Annotated in this window: 18 protein-coding genes; 10 read left to right on the top strand and 8 right to left on the bottom strand. The window is 70.4% G+C overall.

Translation table 11 applies throughout. The features are described 5' to 3' along the window. Window positions 1–175 precede the first annotated feature (175 nt). Window positions 176–1324, bottom strand: a complete 1149-nt coding sequence (locus RJT50_RS05135) for a BMP family lipoprotein (RefSeq protein ID WP_313694699.1) — start codon at window positions 1322–1324, stop codon at window positions 176–178. A 46-nt stretch (window positions 1325–1370) separates the two neighbouring features. Beyond that, window positions 1371–2852, bottom strand: coding sequence for a phosphohexomutase domain-containing protein (locus RJT50_RS05130; protein WP_313694697.1), 1482 nt, complete (start codon window positions 2850–2852; stop codon window positions 1371–1373). Between the two features lie 251 nt (window positions 2853–3103). On the opposite strand from RJT50_RS05130, the gene RJT50_RS05125 reads away from it, so the two are divergent. Next, the gene (locus tag RJT50_RS05125; RefSeq protein WP_313694695.1) at window positions 3104–3403 is read left to right on the top strand and encodes an acylphosphatase; all 300 of its coding nucleotides are present in this window, start codon (window positions 3104–3106) and stop codon (window positions 3401–3403) included. 79 nt (window positions 3404–3482) lie between these two features. Here RJT50_RS05125 and RJT50_RS05120 read toward each other — a convergent pair whose 3' ends face one another. From RJT50_RS05120 to RJT50_RS05110, 3 genes are all read right to left on the bottom strand, one after another. Next, window positions 3483–6020 carry an efflux RND transporter permease subunit gene (locus RJT50_RS05120; RefSeq protein ID WP_313694694.1) on the bottom strand — a complete coding sequence of 846 codons (2538 nt, stop codon included), beginning with the start codon at window positions 6018–6020 and terminating at the stop codon, window positions 3483–3485. Window positions 6021–6023: 3 nt separating this feature from the next. Continuing rightward, the gene (locus RJT50_RS05115; RefSeq protein WP_313694692.1) at window positions 6024–7544 is read right to left on the bottom strand and encodes a COG1361 S-layer family protein; all 1521 of its coding nucleotides are present in this window, start codon (window positions 7542–7544) and stop codon (window positions 6024–6026) included. Window positions 7545–7626: 82 nt separating this feature from the next. Next, a complete protein-coding gene (locus RJT50_RS05110; RefSeq protein ID WP_313694689.1) occupies window positions 7627–8346 on the bottom strand; it encodes a DICT sensory domain-containing protein in 720 nt (239 codons plus the stop codon). Window positions 8347–8700: 354 nt separating this feature from the next. Between RJT50_RS05110 and RJT50_RS05105 the strand changes: the two genes are divergently transcribed. The 3 genes from RJT50_RS05105 (at window position 8701) to RJT50_RS05095 (ending at window position 11439) form a co-directional block, all read left to right on the top strand. Beyond that, window positions 8701–9141: a DoxX family protein gene (locus tag RJT50_RS05105; protein ID WP_313694686.1), complete on the top strand. Its 441-nt coding sequence runs from the start codon at window positions 8701–8703 to the stop codon at window positions 9139–9141. 70 nt (window positions 9142–9211) lie between these two features. Continuing rightward, a complete protein-coding gene (locus tag RJT50_RS05100) occupies window positions 9212–10276 on the top strand; it encodes an ATP-NAD kinase family protein (RefSeq protein ID WP_313694684.1) in 1065 nt (354 codons plus the stop codon). A 131-nt stretch (window positions 10277–10407) separates the two neighbouring features. Continuing rightward, window positions 10408–11439, top strand: coding sequence for a PhoU domain-containing protein (locus RJT50_RS05095; protein ID WP_313694681.1), 1032 nt, complete (start codon window positions 10408–10410; stop codon window positions 11437–11439). Between the two features lie 186 nt (window positions 11440–11625). On the opposite strand, the gene RJT50_RS05090 is transcribed toward RJT50_RS05095, so the two are convergent. After that, window positions 11626–11976, bottom strand: a complete 351-nt coding sequence (locus tag RJT50_RS05090) for a DUF7528 family protein (RefSeq protein WP_313695928.1) — start codon at window positions 11974–11976, stop codon at window positions 11626–11628. A 188-nt stretch (window positions 11977–12164) separates the two neighbouring features. Next, window positions 12165–13334: an LEA/WHy family protein gene (locus tag RJT50_RS05085; RefSeq protein ID WP_313694680.1), complete on the bottom strand. Its 1170-nt coding sequence runs from the start codon at window positions 13332–13334 to the stop codon at window positions 12165–12167. Between the two features lie 209 nt (window positions 13335–13543). Between RJT50_RS05085 and RJT50_RS05080 the strand changes: the two genes are divergently transcribed. The 4 genes from RJT50_RS05080 (at window position 13544) to RJT50_RS05065 (ending at window position 15477) form a co-directional block, all read left to right on the top strand. Then, on the top strand, window positions 13544–13726 hold the full coding sequence (locus RJT50_RS05080; protein WP_313694679.1) for a DUF7525 family protein: 183 nt from the start codon (window positions 13544–13546) through the stop codon (window positions 13724–13726). Between the two features lie 124 nt (window positions 13727–13850). Then, window positions 13851–14075 carry a DUF7123 family protein gene (locus RJT50_RS05075; protein WP_313694677.1) on the top strand — a complete coding sequence of 75 codons (225 nt, stop codon included), beginning with the start codon at window positions 13851–13853 and terminating at the stop codon, window positions 14073–14075. A 164-nt stretch (window positions 14076–14239) separates the two neighbouring features. Continuing rightward, a complete protein-coding gene (locus RJT50_RS05070) occupies window positions 14240–14668 on the top strand; it encodes an SRPBCC family protein (protein WP_313694675.1) in 429 nt (142 codons plus the stop codon). After that, a complete protein-coding gene (locus tag RJT50_RS05065; protein ID WP_313694673.1) occupies window positions 14665–15477 on the top strand; it encodes a carbon-nitrogen family hydrolase in 813 nt (270 codons plus the stop codon). The genes RJT50_RS05070 and RJT50_RS05065 overlap by 4 nt, the downstream gene beginning before the upstream one ends. 295 nt (window positions 15478–15772) lie before the next feature. Here the strand turns inward: RJT50_RS05065 and gfo6 are convergent, their stop codons facing one another. Continuing rightward, complete coding sequence (gene gfo6, locus RJT50_RS05060) at window positions 15773–16837, bottom strand: D-xylose 1-dehydrogenase Gfo6 (RefSeq protein WP_313694671.1); 1065 nt, start codon at window positions 16835–16837, stop codon at window positions 15773–15775. A 571-nt stretch (window positions 16838–17408) separates the two neighbouring features. Here gfo6 and RJT50_RS05055 point away from each other — a divergent pair. Both RJT50_RS05055 and RJT50_RS05050 read left to right on the top strand, forming a co-directional pair. Beyond that, window positions 17409–18893, top strand: coding sequence for an NADH-ubiquinone oxidoreductase-F iron-sulfur binding region domain-containing protein (locus RJT50_RS05055; protein WP_313694670.1), 1485 nt, complete (start codon window positions 17409–17411; stop codon window positions 18891–18893). A gap of 1 nt (window position 18894) precedes the next feature. Continuing rightward, window positions 18895–19887, top strand: a complete 993-nt coding sequence (locus RJT50_RS05050; protein ID WP_425499707.1) for a 2Fe-2S iron-sulfur cluster-binding protein — start codon at window positions 18895–18897, stop codon at window positions 19885–19887. The last annotated feature ends 14 nt before the right edge of the window (window positions 19888–19901 follow it).

The raw sequence follows: 19901 nt of genomic DNA, 5'->3' as shown, positions 1-19901 counted from the left end.
TCGTACCCGCTTTTGACGGTGGCGGCATAAACGGCCCGTTTCTGTTCGGACGCGGCGCGCGGGTGAAAAGCGATACTGGCGGGTCTGGGCGCGGGGAGAGCCGCCAGTTCAGTTCGGGCGGTCCCAAAAACGAGGCGGTTCCGCGAACGGGTCGAGCCGGTCCCGTCGGTCGTCGTTACAGTTCGCTCGGGCTCTGGGGGACCTCGATCTCGCCGTCGATGATCGCCTCCCGGGAGGCCGAAACCGGGTCCGTGACGTCCGCGGAGAGCTCCGAGCCGAGTTCGGCGCCGTAGACGATGGCGACGCCCTCCTGTTCCAGCCCGAGCGCGTTGATCGAACCACCCTCGAACTCGCCGTTGATCTTCGCCTCGGCGGCGTTGAAGACGGCCGTGTCGACGCGCTTGACCATCGAGGCGAGGATGACGTCGGCGTAGTTCGAGCGGGTGATCGACTGGTCGGAGTCCACGCCGAGCGCGAACCGGCCGGCCTCCTGTGCCGCCTGGAACACGCCGGTGCCGGTGTTGCCCGCCGCGTGGTAGACGATGTCCGCGCCGGAGTTGTACATCGCGAGCGCCGCCTCCTGCCCGCCGCTCGGGTCGTTGAAGTCGCCCACGTACGTCGTCTGTACGTCGACCTCGGAGTTCGCGTGTGCGACGCCGGCCCTGAACCCGGCCTCGAACTTCTGGATGAGGCTGCTCTCGACGCCGCCGACGAAGCCGACGCTCGTCTCGTCGGGCTGGGTCGACCCCGCGCCGGCCGAGAACTCGGAGGTCGTGAGCAGGCCGGCCAGCTGGCCGACCAGGAACGACCCCTCGTGTTCGGCGAACGTGTAGGAGGCGACGTTGTCGCTCTCGACGACGGAGTCGACGATCATGAAGTCCTGATCCGGGAAGTCGGCGGCGGTCTCCGAGAGCGCGTCGGCCTGCAGGAAACCGATACACGAGACCAGCCCGTAGTCCGGGTCCGTGGACTGGGCGTACTGCTGCTGGTAGGTCGCGAACTCCGAGACGGAGCCGGGCTGGGACTCGTCGTAGGAGACGCCGAGTTCGTCCGCGGCCTGCTGGATGCCGGTCTGGGCCTGATCGTTGAACGACCCGTCGCCCAGGCCGCCGGTGGCGTACACCATCCCGACGTTGAGTTCGGCCGACCCCCCGCTGGGGGTGTCAGTCGCCGTGTCCTCGCCGGACGGGGTCTCCTCGTCGCTCGGCGTGTCCGTCGCGTCGCCGCCGCCGTCCTCGGGACCGCCGGCGCAGCCGGCGAGTCCCACGATTCCCGCGGTACTCGCTCCTTTCACGAACGTACGCCTGTCTATGTCTCGGGACATACACGTAGACCCGTAGTAGTCCGGTTTAAAATCGTCGCTCCGGTCGTTACGGCTCGCTGACGGCTTTCACGGCCGACTCGACGTGACCGGCCACCGCCTCGACCAGCTCGTCGACCGCGTCGCTCTCTGCGTACACTCGGACGTACGGCTCGGTTCCGCTCGGCCGGACGAGCGTCCACGCGTCGTCGGGGAACGTGAGCCGGACGCCGTACTCGGTCGACACCGATGCGTCGGGGAACGCCTCCGGGAGCGTCGTCCCCAGCCGGTCCATCGCCGCCCGCTTTGCCCCGTCCGGACAGTCGACGCTCACCTTCCGGTACGGTCGCTCGGTCACGGGCTCCCGGAGGCCGGCGAGCCCGTCGACCGTCGCGGACCGGTCCGCATCGTCGGTCGTTTCGACCCCGTCGGTCGCGTCAGCTTCGGCTCCGTCAGCCGATTCGGCTCCGTCGGTCGCGTCCGCACGCTCCCGCGCGGATTCGGCGACCAGCCGGGTCAACACTGCCGCGCTGGCGACGCCGTCGATCCACCCGCCGAACCCGGTGTGGATGTGCTTCCACGGTTCGGCGGCGAAGACGACCTCGTCACCGTCCTCGTGGGCGGCGGCGATTCCGTCGTGGAGGTATCCCAGCGCGACCCGCTCGACGCGGCCGTCAGCCTCGCGGACGCGCTCGTCGATGCGCCCCGACGCGTTCGGCGTCGTCACCACGACTGGCTCGGCCGCGTCGCTCTCCCGGACGTACCGCTCGGCGAGGATGGCGAGGACGGTGTCCTCGTGGACGACCGCCCCGTCGCCGTCGACGACGACGATGCGGTCGGCGTCGCCGTCGTGGCCGATGCCGAAGGCGGCTCCACCGTCGGCCACGAACGCGCGCAGGTCCGCGAGCGACTCGGCGGTCGGCTTCGACTCCCGCCCGGGGAAGTGGCCGTCGACGTTCGCGTTCAGGGTGACCACGTCCGCGCCGAGTGCCCGCAGGACGTGCGGCGTCGCCACCGAGGCCATCCCGTTGCCGCAGTCGACCGCGACGCGGACGCCCGCCGGGTCCGACCCGAACCCGGCGGCGTACGCCGCGACCGCGTTCCGATAGGCCGTCAGGGTGTCGTCGGCCGACACGTCGCCCCACTCGTCCCACGGGGCCGGCGCGACGCCGGCTTCGACCCGGCGTTCCACGTCAGTCTCGGCCGTCTCGGCGTACTCGACGCCGTCGGCGAACAGCTTGATCCCGTTGTCGGTCGGGGGGTTGTGCGAGGCGGTGAGCATGACGCCGCGCCGGCCGCGCGAGGCGAACGCGAGCCCCGGCGTCGGTAGCTGGCCGAGCCGGGTCACGTTCGCGCCCGCAGAGGTGAGGCCGGCCTCGACGGCCGCCGCGAGCGACGGGCCCGTCACGCGGCCGTCGCGGGCCACCACGAACTCCCGGTCGCCCGCCTCGACCGCGGCAGCGCCGACGGCGCGTGCCACGTCCAGCGCCAGTTCCGGCGTGACGCGCTCCCGGGCGCTTCCGCGGATTCCGGCGGTACCGAACAGGTCCATACGGGTGGCTCGACGGCGGCGCTAAAAGACTCTCCCGGAATCGGCCCCGAGCGTTCATGTACGATGACGCGGCCAGCCGTCCCGTGACCTGACGAACGCATCCGAAGCGGCCAGCGGTTGGTTCCCGCGTCGCCCCGGTGGACGAGGCGGACGTGCGGCAGACCGCTTCGGACCCTCCCCGTGCCGCCTGCTAGCCCACATCCACCGCCGTCGCCGTCCGACTTTTGCCGACGGACGACACAGCGACTGGTATGAGCGATGCGACAGACGACTCCGTCGACCGCACCCGCGCGCACGTGTTCGTCTCGGGAACCGTCCAGGGCGTCTTCTACCGGGCGAGCACCCGGGACGCCGCACGCGACCGGGGCGTCGACGGCTGGGTCCGGAACCTCGATGACGGCCGGGTCGAGGCCGTCTTCGAGGGCGAGCGTCCGGACGTGGCCACGATGGTCGAGTGGTGTCACTCCGGGAGCGACGCCGCGTTCGTGGAGGACGTCGAGGCGGAGTACGGCGACCCCGAGGGAGAGTCGGGGTTCCACATTCGTCGCTGAGTCCCGTCACTGATGAGTTCGTGGTCACGAAACCCATCGCCGGACTGTGCGACACGGATGGTCGTATCGGGACGGGGAGTCAGTCCACGGCGGAAGCAGCAGCGGACTCCTCGCTCGGCGAGCCGTCGCCCGCCGAGGACGATTTCGGAATCGGGCGATCCGGATCGAACCCGAGCGCGCGGTCCCAGACGACCAGCGTCGAGGGGAGGACGAACAGCGACGCGAGGAACGAGTAGAGGATCGACAGCGCCGTCAGCACGCCGAACTGGCCGAGGATGCTGAGGACGGCGAGCACGAGCACGCCGATTCCCGTCGTCGTCGTGATCATGCTGCCGGCCAGCGCGCCGCCGGTGCCACGGACCGTCCGGTCGAGCGCGGTGAACAGCCCGGCCTCGCGACGCTCGTCGATGAACCGGTGGGTGACGTGGACCGAGTAGTCGATGCCCAGCCCGATGGTGAGCGAGAGAATCGTGGCGGTAAAGGCGTTGAACGAGATGCCGGCGAGCCGCATCGTGGCCGCGACGCTCGCCACCGCGATGACGATGGGGACGGTGTTGGCCAGTCCCAGCGACGCGAACCCCTCGAAGAGCCGGTAGATGAGGAGGAGGAACACGACCGTCAGCCCCAGCGCGATGGCCAGACTCTGGACCGCCGACTGGAAGATCAGGTCCGAGACCGCCTGGAACACGACCGTGTTGCCGGTCGCGGTCGCGTCGCCGCGGAAGCGATCGGCGACCCCGCGGGCGTCGGCCGTAATCTCGCTCTGTGACGCGCTCGCCTTCGTCGTGTAGACGACGCGGGCGGACCGGCGGTCCTCGGCGAGGTACTGGGCCGCCTCCGGGCCCGCCGAGGAGGCGAGCAGCGCGTCGTACACCTCGCCCAGATCCTCGTCGGGGATGCCGTCGCCGTCGCGGTCGTTTCGCGCGACGAGTTCGCTGAACTCCTCGTCCTCCCGGGCGTGCGACCGGATCACCGTCACGATGGAGGTGGAGTCGGCCTGTCGGTCCTCGCTGACGAACGAGTTCGGCGGGTCGCTCCCCATCCTGTGGATCTCCTCCAGGGAGGTGTCACGTTGCAACCGTCCCTCGACATACACCGTCACCTGCCCGTCGTTCGTCGTCTCGAAGTTGTCCTCGAGGTAGTTCAGCGTCCCCACGACCGAGTAGTCGGCCGGGGCGAACGGTTCCGGGAGCGAATCGAGATACGCCGGCGTCTCCTCGGGCGGGAGGAAGTCCTCCTGGGTGAACGACGTGTCCACGCCGGTCGCGTAGCCGCCGGCGGCGATCGAGCCGACGAGCATGACGGCAAGGAAGAACACCGGCGCCTTCCGCGCGACAGTGACGCCGCCGGAGAGCGCCCACCCGAGCCGGGAGCCCTCGGCCCCGAGCGGCTCCTGACTGTACGTCGGGATCGGGATCCGGTCGCGCCGGCGGTCGATCCACACCTTCGCGGCGGGGAGGAACACCCCGAACAGCAGGAAGGTGAACAGGATGCCGACCGCCGCGACGAGCCCGAAGTCCTGGATCGGACCGAGATCGGAGGCGAAGTTCGAGAGGAAACCGATGACGGTCGTCCCGGTGACGATGAAGAACGCGACGAGCAGCTGTCTCGTCGTCACCCTCATCGCGCCGGCGACGCCGGCGTCCTTGCGGTCCTCGCGGTACCGGTTGACGACGTGGATGCCGAAGTCGATTCCGACCGCCAGCAACAGCGGCGGCACCGCGATCATCACCTGGTTGAACGGGATGCCCGCGAGTCCGAGGAACCCGAACGTCCACACGACGGCCATCAGCAGCGTCACGGTGCCGAGCAGCAGGTCGAGCAGGTCCCGGTAGGCGACGACGAGGAAGAAGATGATGAACACGACCGCCGCCGGGGTGACGATGAGCAGCGAGTCGACGATGACCTGTGAGAACTCCGCCGCGAGGATGCCCGCGCCGAAGACGGTGATGTCGCCGCCGCCGCTGGCGACGACGCGTTCGATCCGCTGCTGGATCGGCGTCAGCGGGCTCGTCCCACCCTGTCCGGCCGCAGCGCCCGAGGAGAGCCCGCTCGGGAGCTCGTGTGACACGACGCCGATGGTGGCGGAGGCGGTCGCCGACTCCCGGTTGAAGTCCGAGGAGACCGATCCGGTGAACGCGGGGTTGTCCGCGTTCTCGCGGACGGCGGCGCGGACCTCGGCGGGCGTCGACCGCTCGAGGGCCCTGATCTGTGCCTCCGTGGTCGTCGCGGACGGATCGATGGTCCGTGCGACGACCGCCGCCGAACTGGAGACGCCGGTGACGCGCAGGTCGTCACGTTCCTGTATCCGTTCCTGTGTCCGCAACATCCGAAGCATCGCCGGCTTCGTGAGCACGTTCCGGTTCCGCTGGATGAGCTGCGTGCTGCCGGTGTCGGCCGTGAACGAGGGGCCGAACTCGCGCTGGACGTCCGAGAGCGCCTCCTCGGCCGGGATGCCCGCGGCGAACTGCGAGGTGCCGGCCTCGGTCGAGACGTTGCCCAGTCCCACCGCGAACACTGACGTCACGAGCAGGAACGCGACGATGATCCGGCCGGGACGGTCGGTGACCAGCCCGCTCGCCCGCTCGAGAAGCCGTTCGTGATCCAACCCCGCCATCAGTTACCGACGCCTGTAGTAGACGCCGGCGCCGAGGAGGACGAGGAGCGCCGCCACGCCGCCAAGCACCGGCAGCGGGAGCCCGCCGCCCTCGGGCTCGGTGACCTCGACGGGGACCTGGTAGGCGTCAGAGATTCGCGTGTCGCCCTCGGCCGTCTCGTACTGGAAGTCCACGCTCAGCGGGTACGTCTTGTCGGTCGCCGAGCCGGCGACGCTCAGGTCAAAGACGACCTCCGCCGTCTCGCCGGGGCCGAGTTCGGGGACGAACGCCTCGTCGTCGGCAGAGGAGAGCGGCGCGTCGGCGAACAGCTTCGCCGAGACGTCCGAGACCGCCGTCTCCCGGTTGTTCGTCAGTTCGAGGACGAGCTCGCCGCCCGAGCCGACCTCGAAGCTGGCGTCGACCGGCGAGACGCCGAACTCGTCGCGCTCCTCGCCGACCTCGACGCGGACGTCGGTCGACTCGCTCGTGCGCTGGGTTCCCTCGTCGTCACGGTACTGCATCGTGAGGCCGAACTGTCGCGCGCCGGCTTCCGCCGAATCGGACACCGAGACGTCGAAGGCGAACTCGGCGGACTGCCCGGGTTCGAGGTCGCCGACCGCGGCCTCGGTTTCGAGCGGCGAGACGTTCGGGTTCGAGGTCTCCAGCATGACGACGACGTTCCGGGCGGTGCGCTCGCCCGTGTTCGTCACCGTGCCGGTCATCGTCCCGTCGTCACCGACCCGGAGCGTGCTCTCGACGCCCTCGACGCCGAACGTCTGCTCGGACAGCGGCGTCAGGCCGAACGAGAGCGGTTGGGAGGTGGCCGCGATGCCGTCGGTGTCCTCGTACTCGACGGTGGTATCGACGGCGTACTCGCGCGTCTCGGCGGAGTTGGCGACGGAGGCGTCGACCTCGACGGATTTCGTCTCGTTCGGTTCCCACTCGCCGACGAACCGGCGGGTGGTCGCGGAGGTGGAGAACGTCACGTCGGCGTTCCCGGACTGGAAGGCGAGCACCGCGTTCGAAGCCGCCTCCTCGCCCTCGTTGGTCACGTTGACGGTGACGGTGCCGCTGCCGCCGACCGGCACGGTCGTGTCGACGTCCTCGACGACGAACCGTGCGCGCTCCTCGACCCTGACCGGGACGGTGACGGTCTTCGTCTCGCGGTCGTCATCCGCGTCGAGATACTCCACCCTCACCGGCAGTTCGTGAGTGCCGGCGGGGATGTCGGCGGGCACCTGGATCTGGACGCTCACCGTCTGCGGGACGCCGTCCCGCATGGTTCCGAGCGACCGAACCCCCGACTGCACGGAGATGTTCGTGTCGCCGCCACGGACCGTCACCTCGACTTCGCGTGCGGTGTCGGCCCGGTCGTCGGCCCTGTACGCGTCGTTGGTCAGCTGAAACGTGAGTTCCTGGGACGCCCCCGGCTGCACGTTCGGTTCGGGGACGCTCGTTTCGAATCGGATGTCGACCGCGCTCACGGCCATCGGCACGGCCACGAGCAGGACGACGAAACAGACGACGATGGAGCGGCGGGACATGAACTCGATGTCGGCGATTGACGGTCACGACTCATAAGTCGTGCCAAACCAGCAGAAACTGAATGAACGTTCAGACAACCAGTCACGCGGCGAGGTGATACCGCTCCCAGAGGTGTTCCAGCGCGTCGGCGACGATCGCCGGATCGTACGTCCAGAAGCCGTAGAACGCCCGCTCGTCGCCGGCGCCCCGTTCCTCGGCCAGCAGGGCGCACGCCCGTTCGTCCTCCCCTCCGCCGTCGAAGACGACGAACCACGACTCCCGGATCTCGCGGACGTCCGCCGCGTGGACGGTGACCCCGTCGAGGTGCGGCGCGTTCGTGTCCGGGGTACAGTAGACGTGGACGTCGAGGTCCTTGGCGGCCAGGTCACGGTATGCGGCCGTCTGTGCGCTCAGCGCCGTCCCGGTCTGGAACCCGGCGTGGAGTTCGCCCACGCCGGTCCGCCACGCGCGGTCCTCGATCTCGCGGGAGGCCGCGATCATCTGCCCGACGTCGTAGGAGGTGAACGTCGTGTCGGCCAACTCCTCGAAGATCGGCGAGAGCGTCCGTTCGGCCCCGAGTTCGCCCACGGGGTCGCCGCCGAGGTGTCGGAGGTCGACGGCCGTGAGCACCTCGTCGCCGCGCTCGTCCGAGAGGACCGCGTACCCGGAGAGGTCGCTGTCGGTCGCGGCGACGTCGACGCGGACCTGCTGGTCGGCGACGTACTCGCGGAGTTCGGCGACGACGGCGTCCGTCGGCGGATCGAACACCGTGATCCGCTTTTCGCCCCGTTCGGCGTCCTCGATGAGGTCGGTGAGCGGCATTCGCTTCGTTCGGGCTTTCCCACCGACCGCAATAAGCGTACCACCCGCTGGAGCGGCCGTCGCCGAGCGCGTCCGAACGATGCCACCGCGTCGAACGCCGACTCCGCGTCCGGGCGTCGAGAGACCGCATCCGGGCGTCGAGACACCACGCGAACGTCGAGACTCCGCCACAGCACGGAAGATGTATCCGACCCGGAAAGTGAGCCGGTAGTTTTCGGCGACACGACCCCGGAACTGGTCGTTTCTGCCTGTCGTCACTGAAGCCGGCGATCCCGGGCGGTGACATCGCCGTAACCCGGTGACCGCCGTGTCAGCAAACGGATAAGTAGCGCGGTGCGGTAGGGGAACTCGCACATGGACGCTACCGTTATCCTGCAGGGCGGAACCGTGTTCGATGGACCCGGCGCAGCCGAGGCGTTCCTCGTCGGACGGCTGCTGTTCGGCCTGGTACTCGCGTTCAACGGCCTGAACCACTTCCAGAACGTCGACGCGTTGACCGGCTACGCCGAGGCGAAGGGACTCCCCGCGCCCAGGTTCGGCGTGCTGTTCTCGGGCGGGATGCTCCTGTTCGGCGGCCTCGGCATCGCCGCCGGCGCGCTCGTCCCGTGGGCGGCCGGCGCGATCGTGCTGTTCGCGCTCGCCGCCGCGTTCGTCTTCCACGACTTCTGGGCGGTCCCCGAGGAACAGACCCAGGACGAGATGACCCACTTCCTGAAGAACATGACCATCCTCGGCGGCGCGCTCGTGTTCCTCGCGCTCTCCTCGGTCCAGTGGCCCTACAGCCTGGGTATCTGAGACGGGGATCCGGGTTCGACGTCGACCACTGACCGCGCCGTTTTTCCGCCGCCCGCGCGACCCCACAGCCATGCGAATCGGGTTCCTCTGTAACCCCATCGCGGGGATGGGCGGCCGCGTCGGCCTCAAGGGGACCGACGGGAAGGTCGCCGAGGCGCGGGCCCGCGGAGCCGAGCCGCGATCCCCCGAGCGCGCCCGACGAGCCCTCGCCGCGCTCCACGAGCGTGCACCCGACGCGCACCTGCTCACCTGGGGCGAGCCGATGGGCGACGCCACGGCCCGCGACGTCGGGTTCGAACCGGAACGGCTCGGCGAGCCCGGAGCCGCGGAGACCGGCCCCGGCGACACGCGCGCCGCGGTCGAGGCGTTCCTCGGGGCCGACGCCGACCTCGTCCTCTTCGTCGGCGGCGACGGCACCGCGGCGGACGTCGCGGCGGCCCTGGAGGGCAGCGACGTTCCGATGCTCGGCGTCCCCGCGGGCGTGAAGGTGTACTCGTCGGTGTTCGCCGTCTCGCCCGAGGACGCCGCCGCGGTCGCGGCGACGTTCGAGCGGAGCGAACGCCGGGAGGTGATGGACGTCGACGAGGACGACTACCGCGGGGGCGAAGTGAACCCCGAACTCCGCGCCGTCGCGTTCGTCCCCGTCGCCGAGCGTCTCCAGTCGTCGAAACAGCTCGGCGGCGGAAGCGTCGAGTCGCTCGCGGAGGGCGTCGCCGACGACGTGCGTGCCCGACCCGAGACGACGTGGGTGCTCGGGCCGGGCTCGACCGTCGGCGAGGTAAAGGAGAAGCTGGCGTTCGAGGGCTCGCCGATCGGCGTCGACGTGTACCGGGACGGGCGCGTGGTGGCCGCGGACGCGACCGAATCCGAGATCCTCGACGCGCTCGGCGAGGACAACGTCATCGTCGTCACGCCCATCGGCGGGCAGGGGTTCGTGTTCGGCCGCGGCAACCCGCAGCTGTCGCCGGCAGTGATCCGCCGCTGCGAACTGGAGATCGTCGCGTCCCGGGACAAGCTGGACGACCTCCGCGTCCTCCGGGTCGACACCGACGACCCCGAACTGGACGAGGCGCTCCGGGGCTGGGTGAAGGCCCGCGTCGGCCGGTTCGAGCGACGGATGCTGAAGATCGTCTGAGCCGGGCGACCGTCGTCCGGGGAGCACACCGACGCCGACGCTCGATTTCGGGTCGTCCTCACCTAGGAAGGACCCACGCGTATAATGGACGTAGGGACAAGGTTAAGGTCATACAAGGGCATCCCAGCGACATGGAAACTCGCAAGGTCCAGCGGCTGGGCCCCTCCACGCTGGCGATGACGCTGCCGGCCGAGTGGGCGAAGGAACAGAACGTCGAGAAGGGGGACGAGGTGTCGCTGCGGATGGGCGGCAAGGGGACGCTCACGGTCCTGCCCGAGTCCGCGAGCACCGAGGACGCGGAGGCGACGCTGCACGCCGACAACCTCGACGCGGACGCGCTCGAACGCGCCATCCTCGCCCAGTACGTGCTCGGGCGGCGGGTCATCAACATCACCACGAAGGAGGGCGCGCTCGACTCTGACCACATTAACGCCGTCTACAAGGCCGAGACGCAGCTGATGGGGCTGGGCGTCATCGAGGAGACGCCCGAAAACATCGCCATCCGGTGCTCGGTCGACCCCGAGGACTTCACGCTCGACAACCTGCTCGGCCGCCTGGAGAACACGGGCTCGACGATGCGCGGCGAGGCCGTGAAGGCGCTGGCCCACGGCAACCCGGACCTCGCCCAGCGGGCGCTCAACCGCGAGCGGCAGGCGAACAAGATCTTCGTCCTACTCCTCCGGCTCACGTTCACCGCCTACCAGAACCCGAACCTCGCGCGCGCCGTCGGGCTCGACTCTGGCTTCCCGCTCATCGGCTACCGCTCGGTGGCCAAGAACCTCGAACTCATCGCGGACAACGCCGAGGACATCGCGGAGATCGTCATGGAGGCCGACGACCACACGCTCGACGTGGAGTCCTCGACGATGCGGAAGATCCGCGAGGTGACCGACCAGGTCGACGACATCACCGCGATGGCCGTCGAGGCGGTCGTCCAGCGCGACTACTCGCTCACCATCGAGGTGCGCTACCTGTTCCGCGAACTAAAGGACCGCGAGCAGGACATCCTCACGGACCTCCCGGAGATGGACAACGAGCAGCTCCTGCGGGTGCGCGAGGTGCTCGTCAGCCTCCAGGAGACCGCCCAGTACGCGATGCGCATCGCCGAGGTCGCCGCGAACCTCTCGCTGAACGAGGAGAACGAACACGTCAGCATCGAGTAGTCGGGTACTCGACCCGGCTGGCCGGCGGCGCTCGCTCTCGCCGTCGTTCGTCTTACGACTCGGCCGCCGGCCGCGCCCCACGCTCGGGGGGCTCGCTACCGCTCGCCCCCGTCAGGTCCACCCGTCTCGTTCGTCTCGCCGGGTTCGTTCGTTCACTCGTCAACCGCGTTCACTCGTTACGCGCGTTTACCCCTCACCCACGTCCTTCTCGCCGGTCAGCGGGTTCCGCCGCGCGATGGAACAGCCGAACTCCGGGTGCTCCGCGAAGTGCCGGATCAGCATGTGGCGGCGCGAGCCGGTGATGCCGGTCCGGCCGACGTCCTCGGCGGAGAACTCGTCGGGCAGGCGGTCGTACAGCCGGCGTAGTTCCTCGAAGGAGGCGAACACCTTCGCGTTGCCGGCCGAGTCCGCCGCCTTCCGCGAGACGACGTAGCTGCCGTCCGTGCGATACTCGCCGGCCGTTCGGAAGAACTCCCGGCGCTCGGTCAGCGCGTCGGCGATGGCGTCCTGGAGGTCGGCGGCGTCGTCCCTACTCAGTTCGCAGGCGCGGCCAGCGACCTCGACCAGAATCGCGTCGCCGTCGGTGGTGACGTCTACGTTACCGTCCGAGAACTCGATCAGGAGCGGTGATACTCCGACGCATACACTCCCTGACCCCGCCGGGGATAAAGCCCTGTCGGCGGATGCAAATAGCGGGACGGGGGCTCCGGGGTGACCGAGCCGCCCTACAGCAGGCCGTCGTCGGTCGCCGTCGAGGTTCCGCCCCCCGGAGTTGCAGTCGGCGTCGCCGTCGCCGTCGATTCGCCGCCGGACGGCGTCGCCGTCGCGGTTCCGGTCGACGTTTCGGTTCCGGGCGCGTCCGAACCACCCCCGTCGTCGCCGTCACCGCTGCTGCCGGAACCGTCCTCACCCGCGCCGCCCGAGCCGTCGCTCGCGTTCTTCGTCCCGAACAGGTCCGTCTCGACGGTCCGATTGAACTCGTCGAGTTCGATCCGCCGTTCGCCCGCGCCCGCCGCCGACAGGTCGAACGTCAGGAACAGCTCCATACGGAGGTCCGTCACCTGATTTCGTTCGAGGTGGGACACCCACCACTCGTCGAGCGTCCCGGTGTCGATGTGGGTCGTCGCCCGCACGGGAACGGTTTCGCCCGGCGGGATGGTCGTCGTCCGGCCCGCCTCGCCCTCACCCACCCCGATGTCGTTCATCGTGATGTCGTACCCGAGCGAGGAGAGCGTCACCGGGTACGGCTTCGGGTTGTAGAGGTGGAGGGTCATCCTGATCTCGGTCGTCTCCTCGTCGACGGTCCCCCACGATGCCTCCGTCCGGTTCAGGACCATCACGGGGTTGGTCACCGCGGCTGCGTCGGCCTCGATGGGCCGGGCCTCCTCGGTCCGGAACGCCGAGATGACGCTCGTGTTCACCTCGCGGGTCACCTTCGGTGCGCCGAACGTCCGCCCGAGCAGCGAGGAGTGGACGCTCGCGTCGACTCGGAGCGTCGTGTGCTCGTCGTTCGAGACGTGGCTCACCCACCAGGCCGGAATCTGCGAGTTGTTCATGCCGGTCCGGAACGGGAGCGTGCTGTTGCCCGTCTCGACCGCGACGCCCTCCTTCGTCCCCTGTGCCATCAGCACCTCGTTCATCCGCACCGAGTAGTCGATCGTCATTCCGCCGAGCTGGACCCCGACGGGGTTCGGGTTGTGGACCGTCAGCTCCGTCTCGATCTGTGAGGTGGACTCGGTCACCGCGCCGAACCGGTTCTCGACGCCGACGACCGACGGCGCGCCGACGAGCCCCAGCGCGAACGCACCCCCAACGGAGCCGACCAGCACGACCAGGACGGCCGCGATCGCCTTCGCGGTCGCGGCGGTCGGCCCGAGTCCACGCGCGTCGCTCATGGCCGTCGGCAGGTGCGGGGCCGAGTTAAATCTTCGAACTGACGCGCAGCGGACGTGCGGTGTGGTCGAGCCGTGCTACTGGGTCCGAGCCGTGCAAGTGCGTGGACGGACCGACGGGAGGAGTCGGCTTCGTCGGCGTCCGGGCGTGTTCGTCGTCTCGTTCCGCCGGGATCGGACGAACTAAGTGCGCGCCCCCGTAGCGCTCGGACATGACATCCGAATCCGTCTCCTCCGACATGGGGACCGGGCTCGCGCTCGTCTTCGGCGCGCTCGTGACGGTCGGCGCCGGCCTGATGGTCGCGGGCGGAACCCAGCAGGTGATGGCCTGGGGGTTCGCGCTGGCGATGCTCGCGGGCGGTCTCGCCGTGACCGCCGTCCACGTGTACGCCTGAGCCGAACCCGGGCGCGGGCGAGGGCCACCTCGTACCCGTCCGCGGGTCGGTCCCGTGTCGCCCGCGAGTCGGACTCCGTAAAGCGTTAAGCACGCTCGCCCCCAACGCGGGGGCAAGAGCAGCGATGACGGACTACACATCCGAGGAGAAACGGATCCTCGCGTACCTCCGCGACAGCGTCTCGCGCGGCGAGGAGTACTTCCGGGCGAAGAACATCGCCAAGGCCATCGGCCTCTCGTCCAAGCAGGTCGGCTCCCGGCTGCCACAGCTCGCGGAGAAGTCCGAGGAGATGGACATCGAGAAGTGGGGCCGGGCGCGCTCGACGACCTGGCGCGTGGAACTGGCCTGACCGGCCGGTCGCGGCCGCCCGTCCCCGCTCCCCTACTCGGCCGTATCCATCCCCGGCAGCCGCATCCTTCCACGGCGACTGTACCCGTTCCGGGTAGCGACGTCCGCCAACGTGAGCTGCAACCCCGCGCCTTTTTCGCTCCCCGCTCGAAGGACCGGGTAGGAATGACCGTGCGCGTCCGCCGGACGTTCGAGTTCGCCGCGCCGCCCGAGGCGGTCTGGTCGTTCATCGCCGACCCGGCCAAGCGCGCCGGTGCCATCAGCGTCGTCGACGACTACGAACTGCACGGCGACGGCGACGCCACCTGGCACGTTCGCCTGCCGATCCCGGTCGTCCGCTCGACCATCGCCGTCGAGACCGAGGAGGTCGAGCGCGACCCGCCACGCCACGTGCGGTTCGTCGGCACCTCCGCGGCGTTCCGGGTCACCGGCGAGCACACGGTCGAACCCCTCCCTGACGGCGGGACGCGCCTCGACAACGAGTTCGTCGTCGAGGGGAAGCTGCCGGGCGTCGAACGGTTCTTCGAGCGGCGCTTCGAGGCCGAACTCGAGGGCCTGGAGGCGGCCCTGCGTGCGGAGGTGGCCGAGTCGTGAAGCTCGCACTCACCCAGCTCGGCGTCGAGCACGGCGACGTGGGCGGGAACCGCGACCGGGCGCTCGCCGCGGTCGCGGACGCCGCCGGGCGCGGCGCGGACCTCGTCGCCCTGCCGGAACTGTGGAACGTCGGCTACTTCGCGTTCGACGCCTACTCCCGGGCGGCCGAGTCGGTCACGGGGCCGACGCTCTCGGAACTGTCGGTCGCGGCCGCCGACCACGGGGTGGCGCTCCTGGCCGGGAGCATCATCGAGGACCTCGCCGCTTCCGCCGAGGCGGGCGTCGACGTCCCCGCAAGGGAGGGGCTGGCCAACACCGCGGTGCTCTTCGACGCCGACGGCGAGCGCCGGGCGATCTACCGGAAACACCACCTGTTCGGCTACGAGTCGGCCGAGACCCGACTGCTCACGCCCGGCGAGGCGCTGCCGGTGGTGGACATGCTCGGCTTCTCCGTCGGCGTCACCACCTGCTACGATCTCCGGTTCCCCGAGCAGTTTCGATCGCTGATGGACGCCGGCGCGACGCTCGTGCTCGTTCCGAGCGCCTGGCCGTACCCGCGCGTCGAGCACTGGGAGACGCTCCCGCGGGCGCGTGCCGTCGAGAACCTCGCCTACGTGGCGACGATCAACGGCGCTGGCTCGGCTCCCGACGCGGAACTGCTGGGCCGCTCGACCGTGTACGATCCGTGGGGGACGACGCTGGCCTCCACCGCGGACGAGCCCGCGCTCGTGACCGCGGAGGTCGACCCCGACCGGGTGAGACGCGTCCGCGAGGAGTTCCCCGCGCTCCGCGACCGGCGCGACTACTGAGTTCGCTCCCCGCGACCGACTCCTTCCCGACCCGGAGGGTTTATCAGTGAAACCGCAGTAGCACCCAGTGCCGACGATACGACGCTTTTCTCGTCGTGACTCGGCAACACAACGACACGCCGCCACCGCGCAACCGCCGTGGCTGACCGCACACGGCTGCGCCGCGAACGTCGGGGTCCGTCGCGGCGCGAACCTCGCCCCAACCTCCCGCCTTCGCCTTCGCTCCACCGTCCTGCTTCCCTTTCGACGCCCGGAGTCGTCGGTCCGTCGCTGTCCCCGACACCCGCCCGTACGGTCACTGGGACAACCGGACACGCGCACCTCGCTCTGCCGACTCCAGCACCGTCGCCATCGTTCGCACGTCGGCCAGGCCGTCCGCGCCGTCGGGTTCGATCGCCGCGCCCGTCAGCACCGCGTGTGCGAAGTAGTCGAACTCCTCGCGCGTCTCGTCCGCGCCGACGCCCTCGACGGTCGCCCGGCCGGCGTCCGTCTCGACGGCGACCGTGCGCTCGACTCCGGGCTCGAAAGCGTCGGTCACGTCGACGGTCCCCTCGCTCCCCTGGAGCCGCAGGGTCGTCGAGGGGTGACCCGAGAAGGACGCGGAGAAGTTCCCGACGCAGTCGCCGAAGTCGACGCCGAACTCCACGTGCTCGTCCACGTCCGCGAACGGCGGGCTCGTGGACCTGACGTGGCCCCACGCGGCCAGCGGGTCGGCATCGAGGAGGAAGCGCGTCGTGTTCAGGGGGTAGACGCCGACGTCGAAGAGCGCGCCCCCGCCAGCGAGGTCGGCGTCGAGCCGCCACTGGTCCGGGTCGCCGCCGCCCGCGAGCAGCGGGAACGTGAAGTCGCCCGACGCGCGGACGGGGTCGCCGATGCCGCCGGCGCGGACTAACTCCCGAAGCCGACGCATCACCGGGTCGGCCTGCATCCGGTAGGCGGTCATCAGCGGGACGTCCGCCGACTCGCAGGCCGTGACGAGCCGCTCCGTCCGTTCGACGGTCGCCTCCAGCGGCTTCTCACAGAGGACGGCCTTGCCTAGGCCCGCGGCCGTCTCGACGTGCGGGAGGTGGAGCCGGTTCGCCGTCGCCACGTACACCGCGTCGTACTCCCCGGCCGCCCCGCCGGCCTCGTAGGCGTCGTAGTCGAGGGCGGTGAGACCGAACTCCTCCGAGGCGGCCGTTCGCGCCCGGGCGCTGCCGCTCACGGCGACCGTCGGTTCGCAGTACGTCGCGTCCGCCATCGCCGGCAGCGAGACCGAGCGCGCGTAGTTGCCCAGCCCCACGACGGCGACCCTGACCGTGCCGGAGGGGGACTGATCCCAGTCGCGGGCCGCCGCGTTCGTGAACAGCCGTTCGAACATGACGGGAACGAGCACGGCGCGTGGCAAAAAGCCGGCCCGTGGCGCCGGAAAGAATCAGTTTCGAGAACGTGGGCGGTACAGTGAAGTGTCGCAGTTCCCCCTCACGAGACGCCGCGAACCGGATACGCGACGCAGTCGCCCACGGGGGCGACCCGCGCCGCCGGGCGCGTTCCCCAGTGTGCCCGGCGGTATCGCGACCGCTCCGGGTCCGATATCGGTCCGGCTCGCGGGACGTCGGGAGTTTCCCGACGGCGGCGCGGGGACGCGGGCGTGCCGCGGCGACGGCCACTGGCCCATCCGCCGCGGGACCGGTAGCCGGACTGCTTCCGCTCCCACTCCCGCACCCGGCTACCACACCGGCGTCCCCCGCGATCGAACCGCCGACGAGCGCGTCCCGGAGGAGGAATGCATCCGTGTCATAGGGTGGGACGGGCTCGACGCGACTGACTCGTGAGCCGATGGGCTCCCGGCCGCGAACGACGATCGTTTCTCGCGGAGTAATTACTGAAGCTCATTCCACCCCCGATGATTTAACATACTGAAGCGCCCACTTCCCGTGAGACGGTAGCAAATGACACTCACATCGACAGCGGGGGACCCGGTCGTCCGGGTCTCCGGGACCGCTCAGGGAGCCGAACTGCGGGGTTCCGACGCCGACGCGACGGTCCTCGCGGTCGGGTCGACCGGCGTCCCCGCCGTCGAGCCGCTCCTCTCGGTCACGCGCCGGGGCCGGACCGGCTTCCACGCGCGGTGTCCGCCCGAGCGCGCGAAGACGATCGTTTCGACGGTCGCGGAGGCCGGGGACGTGACGACGGCCGATCCGGACGCCGTCGTCGAGCACGACCCCGACGCGACGCGGCTCCCCGTCCCGGAGTTGCCCGGGTTCGGTGTTGGGAATCGTTCGGTGCTTGCGGCCTGCGGGTGGCGACGCCCGACGAACCCGGCCGACCACGAGGCTGCGGGCGGGTTCGGAAATCCCGACCCCGCCGCGGTGCTGGACGCCGGGACTCGCCTCCGCGGACGAGGCTGGGGCGACCGCTGCCAGGACGCGTTCCTCGCGGAGACGTGGGGGACCGTTCGTGACGGTGACGGCGACGCCGCAGTCGTCGTGAACGGGCACGGGAACCCCGCGGACGCGCTCCTGCTCGCCGGCGCGCCCTTCGAGGTCCTCGACGGGGCGACCGCCCTCGCCCGGGCCGTGGACGCCGAACGGCTCGTCGTGTACGCGTCCGCCGCGGACGAGCGGGCCGTCGAAACCGCCCGGGAGGCGGCAACAACGTACCCGGACCCGCCGGCCCCCATCGACGTGGTCGCCGGGCCGCCGGAGTACCGGGCCGCCGAACCGACGATGGCGCTGGAAGCGATCGAAGGCAACCACCGGCTGGAGGCCCGCCTCCGGCCGCCCGGCCCCGAGGAGGTCGGACTCCACGGCCGGCCGACGCTGGTCCACACCTCCCGGACGCTCGCCCAGCTCGCGATCGCGCTCAGGGACGGACGGGAGCCGGAAACACGGGTGGTGACCGTGACCGGCGACGTGGCCGCGCCGGCGACGGTGGAACTGCGGGAGAGCGACAGCCTGGCCGACGCGGTCGACGCGGTCGAGGTGGAGGGGACGGTCAAGGCCGCCTGCGTGGGCGGCCGCTTCGGCGGGCTCACGCGCGACCTCGACGTCGGCGTCGACCCCGAGGCGCTGTCGGCCGCGAACCTGGGGACCGACGGCACGGTTCACGTGCTCGCGGAGGACAGCTGCGTCGTCGAGTTCGTCGGACGACGCGCGCGGTTCGCGGCCGAGGGGAACTGCGGCCGCTGCGTGCCGTGCCGCGAGGGGACGACACAGCTCACGGCGCTCCTGCGGGCGGTCTACGACGGCGAGTACGACGCCGACGGCATCGAGGAACTCGGCCGGGTGATGGCCACGTCCAGTCTCTGTTCGTTCGGCGTCCGGGCGGGGCGACCGGCCCGAACCGCGCTCGCGGCGTTCGAATCGGAGTTCGCGGCCCACGCGGACGGGCGCTGTCCCGCGGGCCAGTGTGTCGAGCCGGCGGAGGTGACCTGACGTGCGCTCCGACGAGCGGGACGTCGACGTGCCGCCGCTGACCGAGGGAATCGCGCCGGGGACCGCGACCGACCCGGCCGTCGGGAGCGACGGGCCCGCGACCGTGACGGTGGACGGCACCGCCGTGTCGCTGGAGTCGGGCGCGACGCTGCTCGATGCCGTCGAGGCGGTCGAGACCGACGAGCACGTCGCCGCGCTGTGCCACTACGGCAGGGAGGGAATCGGCCCCCGGAGCGAGTGTCGCACGTGCATGGTGGCGACCGACGAACACGGCGTCGTCCCGGCCTGTAGCTTCCCTGCCGAGGACGGGCTGACCGTCCGGACCGGCGCGACCGACGCCGCGGAGGCGCGGGACGTGAACCTCGATCTGGTGCTCTCGGACCACAACCTTCGGTGTACGACCTGCGGGAAGAACGGGCGCTGTGAGCTCCAGGACGCCGCCATCGAGGCGGGCGTCGAGGAGCCGCGCTACGGGGTGTTCGACGACCGGGACGAGTACGAACCGCTCGACGACACCTCCCCGTTCATCGCGATCGACCGCAACAAGTGCATCCTCTGTAACCGCTGTGTCGAGGCCTGCAACGACGTGCAGGTCGAGGGCGTCCTGCGGATGGAGGGCTCCGGGAGCGACACCCGCATCGGCTTCCAGAGCGACGCGGAGACGATGGCCGACTCGACGTGCGTCTCCTGTGGCCACTGCGCGACCGTCTGCCCGACCGGCGCGCTCGTCGAGGACGGAATCGTGGACGCGACGACGATCCCGCTGCCCGGCTTCACGCAGGCGAACAGCGTCGGGGAGACGTCCGAACGCGCCGGCGAGCGGTCCGGCCCGATGACGCCGAAGAAGCGCGCGGAGCCGACGAGCGGCGGGGACGGGAAGGCGGGCGACGCGGCCGGAAACGCGAGCGAGGACGGATCCGACGCCGACGGGGCGCCCGACGTGAACGGAACGCCGGGAGCCGGCGTGTGGGACGACGGGGGTGACTGGCCGTGAGCGACGGCGACCTC

The organism is Halobaculum sp. XH14 (assembly GCF_032116555.1).
GTDB classification, from domain to species: domain Archaea; phylum Halobacteriota; class Halobacteria; order Halobacteriales; family Haloferacaceae; genus Halorarum; species Halorarum halobium.
This window is presented reverse-complemented; position numbering and strand designations above follow the sequence as displayed.